Here is a 13494-nt window from a genome sequence, read left to right as displayed (position 1 = left end):
GGGCCGGCTGCCGCCGCCTTCCGACGAGGTGCGCTCCGAGCCCGCGATCGTCGCCGGCATCGCCAAGGCGACGCTCGCGGGCCGCCACGGCGTCGACTGGGACGGCCTGGTGGGCGACTACGGCCGCATCCGCGACGACATCGAGCGCGTGCTGCCCAGCTTCGAGAACTACAACCAGCGCATCGCGCAGCCCGGTGGCTTCCGGCTGCCGATCGGGCCGACCGAGCGCATCTGGCGCACGCCCTCGGGCAAGGCGCAGTTCATCGTCATGCCCGGCATCGCCGAGGACCCGCGGGCCGCAGACCCCGAGGTGCTCACGCTGACCACGCTGCGCAGCCATGACCAGTACAACACCACCATCTACGGCTTCGACGATCGCTACCGCGGCATCTTCGGCGGACGCGACGTGGTCTTCCTCAATGCCGAGGACCTGGCCGAGCGTGGCATCGCGCCCGGCGAGCGCGTCGATCTCGAGGCCGTGCCCTTCGACGGCGAGGCACCCGGGCCGGCCGCCGTGCTCAGGCGGCTGACCGCCGTGGCCTACGACATCCCCAGGGGCTCGGCAGGCGCCTACTACCCCGAGGCCAACCTGCTCGTGCGGCTGGGGCACCGCGATCCTCGCAGCGGCACGCCCTCGTACAAGTCGGTCCCGGTGCGGCTGAAGCGATCGGCCTCTGCGGCCTGAGAAACCGTCGGAAGCTCTCGACCGCAGAAGGCCGGATTGTTTCCCGGCGACGAACACTGCTGTTCCCTTTGTGCCGTTTCGACACCGCCGATCGGCCTCACACTCGAGGCCAGAGGCTTGAAAATGAACACGACATGGAACTTCATACTGGCCGGCGCAGTGACGCTGGTCTCTGCGGCGGGCATCGTCGGCGGTGAGGCCGCCCAGGGCGAATTGCGCCTGGTCGAGGCCGCGACCGCCATCAGCGCGAGCAGCGGGGCGCTGGCCCGGCCGGTTGGTGCCGACGTGACGGCGGTGAGTTCGGCGCGATAGCGCAACGCCTTCACGCACTTCTTCGTTCGCCGACCTTCTCCTCAGTACAGCGAAGCCAGTCCCTTGCGAATCGCTTGCGGCACGTTCGGCTCTGCGGCAATCCGTGCGAGGAAGTTCCGGTCATCGGCCACGGTCAGCGGATCGAGTTCCACCGCCGCAAGGATGCTCGACAGCCGGGGCGCCCCCAGGCTTGCCGGCTGCATCGACGGGCCGGTGAAATCCCGCGGTCCGTCGAAGGGCAGGCGAGGGCGCTGGTCCATGCCGGTGTTCGCGATCTCGTCGAGCGCCAGTGTCCACACCAGCGGCTGCGGCGCATCGATGGCAGGCCGCGCGGCGCGTGCCGCCGGCATGGCCGGGGGCTCTTCGATGGCGCGCGCCAGGTCCGGCAGCTGCCTGAAGGCATTCTTCAGCGCGGTCCTTGCCGCCGAGAGCGAGAGCTTCGCCACGTCGGGGTCGCCGGTGGCCTGCTCGAGGAAGAGGGTGCGCGTCTTGCCGCCGACCTTGAACGATTCGCCGCTGGCACCCAGCGCCTTCATGGTGGCCGGCAGTCCGTAGCGCGCGATGCCGTTGATCATCACGAGGTTGATCGATGTCTCGCGCGCCTTGACGAGCGCTTCGTAAGGGTCGCCTGCGGTTCCGCCGACGACCAGCAGGTCGGCGCGCTTGCCGGCTTCCAGCGAACCCAGTGCGCCTTCCCACTTGAGGATGGCCGCCGCATCGCGCGTGGCCATGGCGACCAGGTCGCGCGCGCTGAAGGCCCCGTCCAGGAGGTGCTTCGAATAGAGCCAGGCGACCTTGAGTTCGCCGAGCAGGTTCTTGCTGCCCGAGGGCGACCAGTCGCTGCCGATGCCGATGCGCACATTGGCGGCCCGAGCCGCGTCCACCCGCGCGGTCGCGCCGTACAGCAGCAGGTTGCTGAGCGGCGACCAGATCATCGAGCCGCCGTTGTCGCCCAGCACGCGGAAATCATCAGCCGTCAGGCCCGCGGAGTGGATGGCCGCGAGCCGGTCGTTGATGGCCCACTCGCCGGGCGCCACCTCGAGCGCGAGGAAGTGCTTGCGCGCCTGCGAGGTCGTGGCGCCGGTGGGGGTCACGCCTTCGCTCAGGTGCAGCAGGAAGCAGCTGTCCTCCTTGTTCAGGCGCGCGAGGAAGGCGCGTGCGTCCCTGGCGTCCACGTCGGCGATGCGCGCCTGCGCTTCCGACAGCGCGGGGTCGTCCGTGTTCTCGACGTTGCGCAGGATGCCGCGGTAGTAGCGCTGCACGCCGGCGTTGCTGTTGAGCATGATGCCCTGGCTGGTGGTGACGCCGCCCAGCAGGCACTTGCATTCGACGTAGCGCACGAGCGGTGCGAGCAGTGCAGCCTGGCCTTGCGCGTCGCGGTGCTGGCCGATGACGGTCATCGGTCCGCTGATGAGCTTGCGGTAGTCGGGATGCTGGGGCCACTGGCCGCGATGCTCGTAGAGCTTCGGCACCGGGCTCCACAGCGGCAGGGCGTTGTAGCTCAGGTGGTTGTGCAGCTCGATCAGGCCCGGATAGAGGGTGCCGCGCGTGGCCACGACAGCGACGCCCTCGAAGCCGTCCGGTGCCTTGTCCCGCTTGCGGCGGACTGCGGCGATGCAACCGTCGGCCATGTAGACCACGCCATCCTCGATGACGTCGAAGGCGTCGTTCATCGTCACGACGCGGCCCGAGATCGCGAGCCGGGGGCTCGAGAGCGGATCGATCGGCACCGGCCCCCTGGCGACGGCGCGAGATGCCCTGGGCGCGGCGCCTCGCTTGGTGCCCGCGACGGTGCTGCCCGCGAGCGGATACCAGCTGCGCTTGCGGGCCGTCATGCCACCACCCCCTTGCTCACCGTGAGCGTGATGTTGCGGCGCTTGGCGGTTTCGTCCGCGCCCTTGCGCGCAGCCCAGCCGTCGTTGTCGCGCATCCATGCCGGCAGGCCGGCCGGGTAGTCGATCGCGGGGATCGGCAGCCGGTCGCCCTCGGCCCATGCATCGCCGTAGAGCGCGAGCGGCACCGGGGCGTCGGGATGCGTCAGCCCGGGGTGCAAGGCCTGCAAGGCGGCGTTCCAGTTGCGCAGCATGCGGGCCGTCGCCAGCGCGAGCCTGGTGCGGTCGCCGCCGGCCGAACTCTCGGGCTGCGTCGGATGCGTCACGGCGGCGTAGGCCGGCTTCGTTGCCTGCCCCTGGGGCGTGGCCTTCCATGCGGCCCAGGCACCGTCGGCCGCCTGCCCCAGCGCGATGACGGCCTCGACCTGCTGGCCGACCAGCAGCGCCTGCAGCCAGCGGTTGCGGTAGTCGACCAGCGCGGGATGCCGTCGCGTCGCGGCCTTGACGCTGCCGTACACGCTGTAGAGGTAGGTATTGACGAACACGTAGCTGGTCGTGATGCCGAGCCTGGCGAGCAGCCCCTGCACCCTGCGTCCGGCCTCGCCGACGAGGATGCGGCGCACGATGGTCTCGTGCTGTGCCGGGTCCTGCCCCAGCACCAGCACGCGCGCCGAGCCATCGAGCCGACCGCGGTGGAAGATCGGTCCCCACTCGACCCTGAACTCCTGGCTCGGGTAGACATCGGCGCCGGGGTAGTCCGAACAGAGCGTCAGGAAGGGCTCGGCGACATACCCGGGATCGAACGGTTGCGGCATCGGCATCCCTCCTGTCGACCGCGCGTGGATGCAGTCGGTCGCGACGAGCGTAGCGGTCGCATCGGAGAGCGGCAATCTGCCTTTCGGTCGAGGCGGCCGCTGGCCGGGTAGAAGCCGACGGTTGGGAGACGTATCGCCGTCCGGCCGGGTAGCGCCGACGACGCGACACCTCCGCGTCAGGGCAGCCGGCCGAAGCCCGGCAACCTCAGCGCCATGTCGTCGACGTCGACGCCGAAACCCAGGCCCAGCAGATTCAGTTCCAGGCCTTCGTCGCGCGCAACGGTCACGCCCGCCAGGCCCAGCAACGACAGCTGCCAGCCGGTGCCGCTCGGTGCGTGGTCGATGAAGGTGGTCGATCCGAGATAGTCCTTGCCGATGGCGGTAGGCGGCAGGTCGAGGCGCAGTTCGGGCACCTGTCGGGCCACCCAGGCGACGAAGGTGTTGCTGTTGGGGCCGGGCCACAGGCGGTAGGACGCTCGCCAGGGGTAGGCCTGTACTGCGGCTTCGATCTGATCGATCAGTGCTTCCGCATGGGCTCCCCGGTGGTCCGCGAGCAGCTGCGGATGAGCGCCGAACCATTGCATGTCCGGTGCTTCCGTTTCACTGCTGACCAGCGCATCGCCGCCGTTGCGGGCTCGCCAGCCGACGATGTGGTAGGTCGTGTAGCGCTCTGCGCCAGCGCGCTTGACCGCGATCCAGGGATGGATGCCGAAGGCGCCGCGCCATCGCACGATGCGGGCGCCGTAGACCTGCACCACCGCACCGTGTTCGACCGCCGGGTTGGGCGCCTGCCCGGTGCTTGCGCGGCTCGTCATGTGCCACGGGGTGTCGAGGTCCAGGTTGCCGAAGGCCAGCACACCGACCGGGCCGAGCATCAGCAACGCGAGAAGGCCCAGCAATCTCAGTGGCCAGCGCGACCATCGCGGCCAGCGCCTGCGGACCGAGGGCGAAGAAGCGTCGTTGGACATCGCGCCAGTATGCCGCGGGCATGGACACGCATGGCGGCGAGCACCCGCACGCGTCTCGGGCCTGTTGATATCATCGCTATTCCTGAAATGAATAGCGAAATGGAACCGAAAATGAGAATGTCGATGCGCCTGCGCAGTGCGGCCCTGGTAGCGGCACTCGTTCTTTCGAGCACTGCAGCGAGCGCGCAGGAGCTCGTCGTCTCGGCGGCGGCCAGCCTCACGAATGCATTCCAGGCCGCCGGAAAGGCTTTCGAGCAGGCCAGGCCCGGCGCGAAGATCACCTTCAACTTCGCCGCTTCCGGCCCGTTGCTGGCGCAGATTCAGCAGGGCGCGCCGGTCGATGTCTTCGCCTCGGCCGACCAGGACACCATGAATCGCGCGGCCGCCGCCAACCTGATCGCGGTGCCGACGCGTGTCGATTTCGCCGCCAACACGCTGGTGCTGATCGTTCCGTCGACTTCCACCCAGAAGCCCACCCAGCTCGCCGACCTCACCGGCAGTGGCTTTCAGCGCATCTCGACCGGCACGCCCGCCACCGTGCCGGTCGGTCGCTACACGATGGAAGCGATCGAGAAGGTCGGGCTGACGGCCGCGCTGCAGCCGCGCTGGATCTACGGCGAGAGCGTTCGCCAGGTGCTCAACTACGTCGCGCGCGGCGAGGTCGATGCGGGATTCGTCTACCGCACCGATGCGCTGATCGAGGCCGACAAGACACGCATCGCGATGACCGTGCCGACTACCACGCCCGTGACCTATCCGATCGCGCAGATCGCCAGCAGCAAGAACCCGGCGCTGGCCACCGAGTTCATCGCCTTCGTGCGCAGCGCGCCGGGCCAGCAGATCCTTGAGCGCTACGGCTTCTCCAAGCCCTGACGGCCCGATCGAGAATCCGTGAACGCCGCCCTGTTCGTTCCGCTCTGGCTCACGCTCAAGGTCGCGCTCTTCGCCACCTTGTTCGCCGGCGCCGCCGGCATCATGCTGGGCTGGCTGGTGGCCCGGCGCGACTTCCCGGGCCGGAGCATCGTCGACTCGATGCTTCTGCTGCCCATGGTGCTGCCGCCGACCGTCATCGGCTACTACCTGATCGTGCTGGTGGGCCGCAACGGCGTCATCGGCCAGTACCTCGACCGTTGGTTCGGCATCAACCTGATCTTCACCTGGCAGGGCGCGGTCATCGCGGCCGCGATCGTCTCGCTGCCGCTGGTCTACAAGGGCGCGAGGGCCGCCTTCGAAGAGGTCGACGGCCGCTTCGCCCATGCGGCGAGGACGCTGGGCGCCGGCGAACTCGAGCTGTTCCTGCGCGTCTCGCTGCCGCTGGCCATCCGCGGAATCGCGGCCGGCGTGATGCTGGCCTTCGCGCGGGCAATGGGCGAGTTCGGTGCCACGTTGATGATCGCCGGCAATCTGCCGGGAAAGACGCAGACGCTGTCGATCGCGGTGTACGAGGCGGTGCAGGCCGGCAACGACACGCAGGCGCTGTGGCTCACGCTCGTGATCTCTGCGGTTTGCATCGTGGTGCTGGTGGGCTCGGGCCGCCTGCTGCAGGCGAGGCACTGAACGGCATGCAGATGGCTCTGCTCGATGTGCGGCTTCAGCTCACGCTCGATTCGCCCGATCGCAGCTTCGTGCTGGCTGCCTCGTTCGCTTCGGCGTCCCGCCGAATCGCGCTGGTGGGGCCTTCGGGCTCCGGCAAGTCGACCGTGCTGCAGGCCATTGCGGGCCTGATGCCGGGCGCGCGGGGGCATGTGCGTGTCGGTGCCGAGGCGTTGCTCGACACCGCGCGGGGCATCGACCTGCCTGCGCGTGCGCGCAGGGTGGGCGTGGTGTTCCAGGACTACGCGTTGTTCCCGCACATGACGGTGGCGGAGAACCTGCAGTTCGGCGTACAGCGCCTCGGCCGACGCATGGAGGACGCGCAACGCGAGCGCATCGATGGATTGATCCGCCAGTTCGAACTCGAGGCGCTGCGCAGTGCGCTGCCGCGCAATCTCTCGGGCGGGCAGCGCCAGCGCGTGGCGCTCGCGCGCGCACTCGCGATCCAACCGAGACTGCTGCTGCTCGACGAACCGTTGTCCGCGCTGGACGCGCCACTTCGCAAGCGACTTCGGCGCGAACTGGCCGAGATGCTCGAGCGCGTGCAGGTGCCCGTGCTGCTCGTGACCCACGATCCCCAGGATGTCGAGGCGCTGGCGCAGGAGGTCATCTGCATCGAGGACGGCCGCATCGTCGAGCGCGAGGCGGCGAGCGGGGACTGGTGAGCTGCAACGCGTTGGGCGGTTCGCGTCCATGTCCCTGAATCGCGAAGGCCCATGTGCGCCTTGCTAGACTGCCGCCACTCATGCGTCGCCTGCTTTTGATCCTGCTGATGGTCGTACTCCCGGTCCAATGGGCCTGGGCGTCGGCGGCGAGCGTCTGCGCGCACGAGACACAGGGCGCGCATTTCGGGCACCACGACCATGCGCACCAGAAGGCCGCAGCCGATGCGGCGGATCCGGCCGATCGGGCCGACGTCGAGGCGGGCAACGGTTCGCTCGCCGAGCATCCCGACTGCGGTGCCTGTCATGGCATGACGACCGTGGCGGCGCGTGCTTCGAGCAGCGTGCCGGCGCTTTGGATCGGCTCCGCGGCTCTCTCGCCGTACGCATCGGCAGTGCCCGATCGCTTCGTCGACACGCTTCTCAGGCCGCCGTCGCCCTTCGTCAGCTGACAGGCTGACGAGGCGGTTCTTCCTTCGGCGCGCATTCCGCGCGCCCCCCTCGTCGGGTTCATGAATCGGCGGGCCCGTGCGCCTGCCATCGCGACGAGACCATCTAATGAAATCAAGACGCTGGGACATTCCCGGTGCGCTGCTGCTTGCACTGGCCGTGACCCTGCCCGCGCCAGCGCAGACCCGAGCGGCGGGCAACACCGCCATCAGGCAGGGCTTCGAGGCTGCGTGGGCACGCCAGCCCGAATACCGCGGCGCGGCACTGCGGCGAGATGCGGCCGCGGCGGCCGAGCGCGCGGCGCAACGCTGGACGCCTGAACCCGCCGCGCTCGAGCTCACCGCCAAGGGCGACCGCATGACGAACAACACCGGCGCGCGCGAGTACGAGGCCCGCGTGGGCGTGCCGATCTGGCTGCCGGACGAGCGTGCCCGCTCGCTCGCGGTGGCCGGTGCCGACGCCGGCGCGGTCGAGGCCCGTCTGGCAGCCGCGCAATGGCGGCTGGCGGCTGAAGTGCGCGAAGCCTACTGGGCGCAGCAGCGCGCGCGCCTGGACCGCTCGCTCGCCGAACAGCGGCTGACTCATGCGCGGCAGCTGGCGGCGGACGTTGCGCGCCGCGTGAAGGCGGGCGACCTGGCCCGCGCGGACAGCCACCTGGCCGAGGCCGCAGAGGCCGCCGCCGACAGTGCGCTGGCCGAGTCCGGTGCGGCGCTGGCACAGGCCGATCAGCGCTGGACCGCCTTGACCGGAACGGCGCCGCCGCCCCGCGAAGACCTCGATGCGGAACCGGCGCCTGCTGCAGCGATGCCGGTTGATGCCTCGCATCCCGCCCTGCGCGACCTGGCGGCACGCGCCGATGTCGCGAAGCGCCAGCTCGAACTGGCCGGCGCGCAGACCCGCGCCAATCCCGAGCTGATCGTGGGCGCGACGCGCGAGCGCGCCGATTTCAACGAGCGCTATGCCGACGTGCTGAGCGTGGCGGTGCGCATCCCGCTCGGACGGCAGAGCCGCAGCGACGCTCGCATTGCCACCGCCGGGGCCGAGCAGGTGGAAGCCGAGACCCAGTTGCTGATCGAGCAGGCGCGCGCGGACACCGAGGTGCGGGCCGTGCAGCAGCGCGTTCAGGCGCTCGCTGCCGTCGTCGCCGCGGCCGATCGTCGCAGCCGGCTGGCCACCGAGTCGCGCGGCTTCTTCGAGAAGAGCTTTCGCCTCGGCGAGACCGACCTCCCCACCCGTCTTCGCGTGGAACAGGAAGCGAACGATGCCGAACGGCAGGCAACGCGCAGCCGGATCGAGCACGCGGCCGCGGTCTCGCAATGGCGCCAGTCGCTCGGGCTGTTGCCCGAGTGAGCAGACAGACAAGGAACCAATCATGAACAAATCGAACACGACGCTGGCGGCCCTGGGCCTGCTGGCGCTCCTGACTGCCCTGGTCGCGCGGCCCGCGATCGCCGACGACGGGCACGGCCATGACAGCGCACCCGTCGCAGCAGGCGGATCGGCGTTGCCGCGCTTCTCGGCCGTCTCCGAAGCCTTCGAGCTCGTGGGCGTCGTGAGCGGCACGCATCTGACGGTCTACCTCGATCGCTTTGACGACAACGCGCCCGTCAAGGACGCGAACGTGGAGCTCGAGCTCGGCGGCGCCAAGGTGGCGCTGGCGCGCAGCGCGGAAGGCGAATTCGAGGGCAAGCTCGCGCACGCGCTGCAGCCGGGCGTCGTCGCGGTCACTGCGACTGTGGTCGCAGGCAGCGAGTCGGACATCCTGGCGGGCGACTTCGTCGTGCCGGCGGCCGCAACAGCGGCGAGCGCAGAGGGCCGCGGCTGGCGTTCCTACGCCGCATGGACAGCGGCTGCAGCCGTCGCGCTCGCGGCGCTGGCATGGATCGGCCGGCGCGCTGCGGGCACTCGTCGCGCAGGAGGCACGGCATGATCGCAAAGCTTCTGCTGGCCGCTCTCATCGGTCTCGGCCTGCCGGCATGGGCTGGCGAGGGCCATGACCACGGCGATTCGGGCGCGGTGCCGAACTCGAACGGCCCCAGCCGCCAACCCGACGGCAGCGTCTTTCTTCCGAAGGCGGCGCAACGCCAGCTCGCCGTGCGGACGGCCGTGGCGAAGAGCGAGGAACTGGCGCGCACGGTCGAGCTTGCGGGCAGGGTCGTGATGGACCCGAACGCGGGCGGCAAGGTGCAGCCGACCACTGCGGGTCGCGTGGAGCCCGGGCCGAACGGCCTGCCGAACGTCGGCCAGCCGGTCCGCAAGGGCGAGATCCTGGCCTACGTGCGGCCGTCGACCGCGGCACTCGAACGCTCGGTGCAGTCTGCCCAGCTCGCCGAACTGCGCAGCGCCGGGGCGCTGGCCGAGCGGCGCGTGGCCCGGCTCAAGGCGCTCTCGGACACGGTCCCGCAAAAGGAGATCGAAGCCGCCGAAGCCGAACTCGCGAGCCTCGGTGCGCGCGCCGGCGCCGTGAACCTCGGGCTCACCGAGCGCGAGGCACTGGTGGCACCGGTTGCCGGTGTCATCGCCTCGGCCCACGTGGTGGCGGGCCAGGTGGTCGATGCGCGGGAACTGGTCTACGAGGTGGTCGACCCGCAACGGCTCGGCATCGAGGCCCTGAGCTTCGATGCGGCGCTCGGCGCCGACGTGGGCGGCGCGACGCTCGCGGTCGGCGAAGAGCGCGTGGCGCTTCGCTTCCTCGGCGCCGGCCGCACGCTGCGCGAGCAGGCGCTGACGCTCCATTTCGCGGCCAAGGGCGGCGCGCTGTCGAAGCTGGCCGTGGGGCAACCGGTCAAGGTGCATGTGCAGACGCGGTCGAAGCTGCAGGGCATCGCGGTGCCGGCGGCATCGCTCATGAAGAACCCTTCCAACCAGACCATCGTGTGGGCCAAGACGGCGGCCGAGGCCTTCGAGCCGCGCATCGTGACCGTCGAGCCGCTCGACGGCGTGTCGGTGGCGGTGACCTCCGGCCTCCGGCAGGGCGATCGCTTCGTGACGCAGGGCGCCACCCTCGTCAATCAGGTCCGCTGAGGGGAGCCGCGAATGTTCAAGTGGCTCCTGGACAGCAGCCTGTCCAATCGATTGCTGGTGCTCATCGCGAGCGTGGTGCTGATGGCCTACGGTGCATGGACCCTGTCTCGCACGCCGGTCGACGTCTTTCCCGACCTCGACAAGCCGACGGTCACGCTGATCACCGAAGCCGGCGGCATGGCGGCCGAGGAGGTCGAGCAGCTCATCACCTTCCCGCTCGAGACGACGATGAACGGGTTGCCCGGCGTGGAGACCGTGCGTTCGGTCTCGTCGGCGGGCCTTTCGTTCCTCTATGTGACCTTCGGCTGGGAGACCGACATCTTCCGCGCCCGCCAGATGGTGTCGGAACGGCTTTCATCGATGGAGGAAGGCCTGGCCGAGGGCGTGGTGCCGCGGATGGGGCCGATCAGCTCGATCATGGGCGAGATCATGCAGATCGCGATCCCGGTCGATACCGGGAAGATCTCGCCGATGGCGGTGCGCGAATACGCCGACTGGATCCTGCGACCGCGCCTGATGGCGATTCCCGGCGTGGCGCAGGTGATCCCCATCGGCGGGGAGGTGCGGCAGTTCCAGGTGCAGCCCGACACCACGCGGATGTCCGAGCTCGGCATCACGCACGACCAACTCGCGGCCGCGCTCAAGGGCTATTCGGCCAACACGTCGGGCGGCTTCCTCGAGCTCAACGGACGCGAATACCTGATTCGCCACCTGGGGCGGACCTCGAGGCTCGAGGATCTCGAGAATCTCGCGCTCGCCACCCGCAACGGTCAGCCCATCCTCCTTCGGCAGGTCGCGAAGGTGAGCTTCGCCGCCGCACTCAAGCGCGGCGATGCGGGCTTCGAAGGCAAGCCCGCCGTCATCCTCGGTATCCAGAAGCAGCCGACCGCCGACACCATTTCGCTCACGCGTTCCATCGAGGCTGCGATGGAGGGCATGAGGAAGTCGCTGCCGGCCGGCATGGATGCGCCTCGCGTGACCTTCCGCCAGGCCAGCTTCATCGAGGCCTCGGTCGACAACCTGCGCTGGAAGCTGGTGGGCGCCTCGGTGTTCGTGGCGCTGGTGCTGTTCCTGTTCCTGGGCACGTTGCGGCCCACGGTGATCGCGCTCACGGCGATCCCGGTGTCGATCCTGATGTCGGCGCTGGTGTTTCGCTACTTCGGCCTGTCGATCAACACCATGACGCTGGGCGGCCTTGCGGTCGCGGTCGGCGGCCTGGTCGACGACGCGGTGGTAGGCATCGAGAACTCGATCCGCCGCCTGCGCGAGGACCGCGCCCGCGATCCCGGGCATCGGCTCGATCCGCTCGAAGTGATCGCGCGCGCGACCATGGAGGTGCGTTCGTCCATCCTCTACGCGACGCTGATCATCGTGCTGGTGTTCGTGCCGCTCTTCGCGCTGCCGGGCATGGAGGGCAAGCTGTTCGTGCCGCTGGGCATCGCCTTCATCGTCTCGACGCTCGCGAGCCTCGTGGTGTCGGTGACCGTCACGCCGGTGCTCTCGTACTACCTGCTGCCCGGCATGAAATCGCTGGACCATGGCGACACCCGGTTGCTGGCCTGGCTCAAGGCGCGCTATGCGAACGGGCTGCAGGCGGTGCTCGAGCACCCGAGGCGCGCGGTTGCGGCCGGTGGCGCGGCGGTGCTGGTCGCGCTGGTCGCGGTGCCCTTCTTCCCGACCACCTTCCTGCCGCCCTTCAACGAGGGCACGCTCCTGATCGGGCTGCGGCTCAACCCGGGTGTCACGCTCGCCGAATCCGCAGCGCTGGCGCGGCAGGCGGAGCTGCTGGTCAAGCAGGTGCCCGAAGTGACGCACGTCGGCCGCCGCAGCGGACGTGCCGAGCTCGACGAGCATGCCGAGGGCGTGCACGTGAGCGAGCTCGACGTCGGCCTGAAGCCGACCGCCGAACTGGGGCGCTCGATGGCGCAGATCTCGGCCGACATCCGGGGTCGCCTCGTCAACCTGCCGGCGGCGGTTTCGATCGGCCAGCCGATCTCGCACCGCATCGACCACATGCTCTCGGGCGTGCGGTCGCAGATCGCCATCAAGCTCTTCGGCGAGGACCTCGACACGCTGCGCGGACAGGCCGACCTGTTGCGCGGCCGGCTGGCGGCCATTCCTGGCATCGCCGACCTCGAGATCGAGAAGCAGGTGCTGGCGCCGCAGATCAAGGTGCGCATCGACTACGCGGCCGCGGCGCAATATGGCGTGCCGGCGCCGCAGGTACTGAGCGCGCTGCAGGGCCTGGTCGAGGGCGAGAAGATCACGCAGATCGTCGAAGGCGGCCGGCGTTTCGCGCTGGTCGTGAAGCTGCCCGAATCGGCGCGCTCGGCCGATGGCCTGCAGCACATCCTGATCGAGACGCCCTCCGGCCGCGTGCCGCTCTCGAAGCTGGCCACGATCGAGGAAAGCGACGGTCCTAACCAGATCAGCCGCGACGACGGCAAGCGCCGCATCGTGCTTTCGGCGAATGCCGAGGGGAGGGCGCTGTCCGACATCGTGGCCGACATGCGCGCCGTGGTTGCCGATACGCCGCTGCCCGAGGGCTACTTCATCACGCTCGGTGGCCAGTTCCAGGCGCAGGAAGAAGCCTCGCGGCTGGTCGGCCTGCTGTCGCTGGTGTCGCTCGCGCTGATGTTCGTCGTGCTCTACAGCCGCTACCGGTCGGCAACGCTCTCGTGGCTCATCATGGCCAACATCCCGCTCGCGCTCGTGGGCGCGGTGGCCGGGCTGTGGCTGTCGGGCCAGCCGCTCTCTGTGGCGGCTCTGGTCGGCTTCATCACGCTGGCGGGCATCTCGGTGCGAAACGGCATTCTGAAGGTCAGCCACTACATCAACCTCATGCGCTTCGAGGGCGAACTCTTCGGACGGCAGATGATCGTGCGCGGCTCGCTCGAACGGCTGGCGCCGGTGCTCATGACGGCGCTCGTGACAGCCTTTGCGCTCGCGCCGCTGCTGTTCGAAGCCGAACAGCCCGGCACCGAGGTGCTGCACCCGGTGGCGGTCGTGATCTTCTCGGGGCTCATCAGCTCGACCCTGCTCGATACCTTTCTCACGCCCGCGCTGTTCTGGCTTTTCGGCCGCCGCGCCGCCGATCGGCTGGCGCAGGCCGAGGGGCAGGAAGCGCTCTAGTTTCTTCCTTCACAAACCCAG

General features: G+C 69.5%; 13 protein-coding genes. 10 read left to right on the top strand and 3 right to left on the bottom strand.

The window, feature by feature from the left end; translation table 11 throughout:
* Positions 1-685, top strand: a 685-nt coding sequence (locus QTH87_RS21485; protein WP_286612092.1) for a molybdopterin dinucleotide binding domain-containing protein, incomplete at its 5' end; no start/stop codon positions are given.
* A gap of 123 nt (positions 686-808) precedes the next feature.
* Entirely contained in the window at positions 809-997 is a 189-nt protein-coding gene (locus QTH87_RS21480; RefSeq protein ID WP_286612091.1) for a hypothetical protein, read from the top strand.
* A 41-nt stretch (positions 998-1038) separates the two neighbouring features.
* On the opposite strand, the gene QTH87_RS21475 is transcribed toward QTH87_RS21480, so the two are convergent.
* The 3 genes from QTH87_RS21475 to QTH87_RS21465 all read right to left on the bottom strand — a co-directional run bounded on the left by QTH87_RS21475 (position 1039) and on the right by QTH87_RS21465 (position 4543).
* Complete coding sequence (locus tag QTH87_RS21475) at positions 1039-2832, bottom strand: amidohydrolase family protein (RefSeq protein WP_286612090.1); 1794 nt, start codon at positions 2830-2832, stop codon at positions 1039-1041.
* Positions 2829-3644 (bottom strand): uracil-DNA glycosylase family protein, encoded by an 816-nt coding sequence (locus tag QTH87_RS21470; protein WP_286612089.1) that lies wholly within the window; start codon positions 3642-3644, stop codon positions 2829-2831. The genes QTH87_RS21475 and QTH87_RS21470 overlap by 4 nt, the downstream gene beginning before the upstream one ends.
* Before the next feature lie 176 nt (positions 3645-3820).
* The gene (locus QTH87_RS21465) at positions 3821-4543 is read right to left on the bottom strand and encodes a DUF3750 domain-containing protein (RefSeq protein ID WP_286612088.1); all 723 of its coding nucleotides are present in this window, start codon (positions 4541-4543) and stop codon (positions 3821-3823) included.
* A gap of 186 nt (positions 4544-4729) precedes the next feature.
* Between QTH87_RS21465 and modA the strand changes: the two genes are divergently transcribed.
* The 8 genes from modA (at position 4730) to QTH87_RS21425 (ending at position 13473) form a co-directional block, all read left to right on the top strand.
* Entirely contained in the window at positions 4730-5485 is a 756-nt protein-coding gene (gene modA, locus QTH87_RS21460) for a molybdate ABC transporter substrate-binding protein (RefSeq protein ID WP_286612101.1), read from the top strand.
* An 18-nt stretch (positions 5486-5503) separates the two neighbouring features.
* Positions 5504-6169, top strand: a complete 666-nt coding sequence (gene modB, locus QTH87_RS21455) for a molybdate ABC transporter permease subunit (RefSeq protein ID WP_286612087.1) — start codon at positions 5504-5506, stop codon at positions 6167-6169.
* 11 nt (positions 6170-6180) lie between these two features.
* Positions 6181-6870: a sulfate/molybdate ABC transporter ATP-binding protein gene (locus QTH87_RS21450; protein ID WP_286612100.1), complete on the top strand. Its 690-nt coding sequence runs from the start codon at positions 6181-6183 to the stop codon at positions 6868-6870.
* A gap of 80 nt (positions 6871-6950) precedes the next feature.
* Entirely contained in the window at positions 6951-7319 is a 369-nt protein-coding gene (locus QTH87_RS21445; RefSeq protein WP_286612086.1) for a cobalt-zinc-cadmium resistance protein, read from the top strand.
* A 106-nt stretch (positions 7320-7425) separates the two neighbouring features.
* Positions 7426-8667, top strand: coding sequence for a TolC family protein (locus QTH87_RS21440; protein ID WP_286612085.1), 1242 nt, complete (start codon positions 7426-7428; stop codon positions 8665-8667).
* A 22-nt stretch (positions 8668-8689) separates the two neighbouring features.
* Positions 8690-9247 (top strand): hypothetical protein, encoded by a 558-nt coding sequence (locus QTH87_RS21435; RefSeq protein ID WP_286612084.1) that lies wholly within the window; start codon positions 8690-8692, stop codon positions 9245-9247.
* Complete coding sequence (locus QTH87_RS21430; RefSeq protein WP_286612083.1) at positions 9244-10341, top strand: efflux RND transporter periplasmic adaptor subunit; 1098 nt, start codon at positions 9244-9246, stop codon at positions 10339-10341. Before QTH87_RS21435 ends, QTH87_RS21430 begins: the two co-directional genes overlap by 4 nt.
* A 12-nt stretch (positions 10342-10353) precedes the next feature.
* Complete coding sequence (locus tag QTH87_RS21425; RefSeq protein WP_286612082.1) at positions 10354-13473, top strand: efflux RND transporter permease subunit; 3120 nt, start codon at positions 10354-10356, stop codon at positions 13471-13473.
* Positions 13474-13494: the final 21 nt, after the last annotated feature.

The organism is Variovorax jilinensis (assembly GCF_030316885.1).
GTDB lineage: Bacteria > Pseudomonadota > Gammaproteobacteria > Burkholderiales > Burkholderiaceae_C > Variovorax > Variovorax jilinensis.
This window is presented reverse-complemented; position numbering and strand designations above follow the sequence as displayed.

What these genes read in the sequence shown, in the direction of transcription:
- QTH87_RS21450 (WP_286612100.1), top strand. Translation starts at nt 6,181, where the DNA reads ATGGCTCTGCTCGATGTGCGGCTTCAGCTCACGCTCGATTCGCCCGAT.
- QTH87_RS21475 (WP_286612090.1), bottom strand. Translation starts at nt 2,832, where the DNA reads ATGACGGCCCGCAAGCGCAGCTGGTATCCGCTCGCGGGCAGCACCGTC.
- QTH87_RS21425 (WP_286612082.1), top strand. Translation starts at nt 10,354, where the DNA reads ATGTTCAAGTGGCTCCTGGACAGCAGCCTGTCCAATCGATTGCTGGTG.
- QTH87_RS21440 (WP_286612085.1), top strand. Translation starts at nt 7,426, where the DNA reads ATGAAATCAAGACGCTGGGACATTCCCGGTGCGCTGCTGCTTGCACTG.
- QTH87_RS21480 (WP_286612091.1), top strand. Translation starts at nt 809, where the DNA reads ATGAACACGACATGGAACTTCATACTGGCCGGCGCAGTGACGCTGGTC.
- QTH87_RS21435 (WP_286612084.1), top strand. Translation starts at nt 8,690, where the DNA reads ATGAACAAATCGAACACGACGCTGGCGGCCCTGGGCCTGCTGGCGCTC.
- QTH87_RS21470 (WP_286612089.1), bottom strand. Translation starts at nt 3,644, where the DNA reads ATGCCGCAACCGTTCGATCCCGGGTATGTCGCCGAGCCCTTCCTGACG.
- QTH87_RS21445 (WP_286612086.1), top strand. Translation starts at nt 6,951, where the DNA reads ATGCGTCGCCTGCTTTTGATCCTGCTGATGGTCGTACTCCCGGTCCAA.
- QTH87_RS21430 (WP_286612083.1), top strand. Translation starts at nt 9,244, where the DNA reads ATGATCGCAAAGCTTCTGCTGGCCGCTCTCATCGGTCTCGGCCTGCCG.
- modA (WP_286612101.1), top strand. Translation starts at nt 4,730, where the DNA reads ATGTCGATGCGCCTGCGCAGTGCGGCCCTGGTAGCGGCACTCGTTCTT.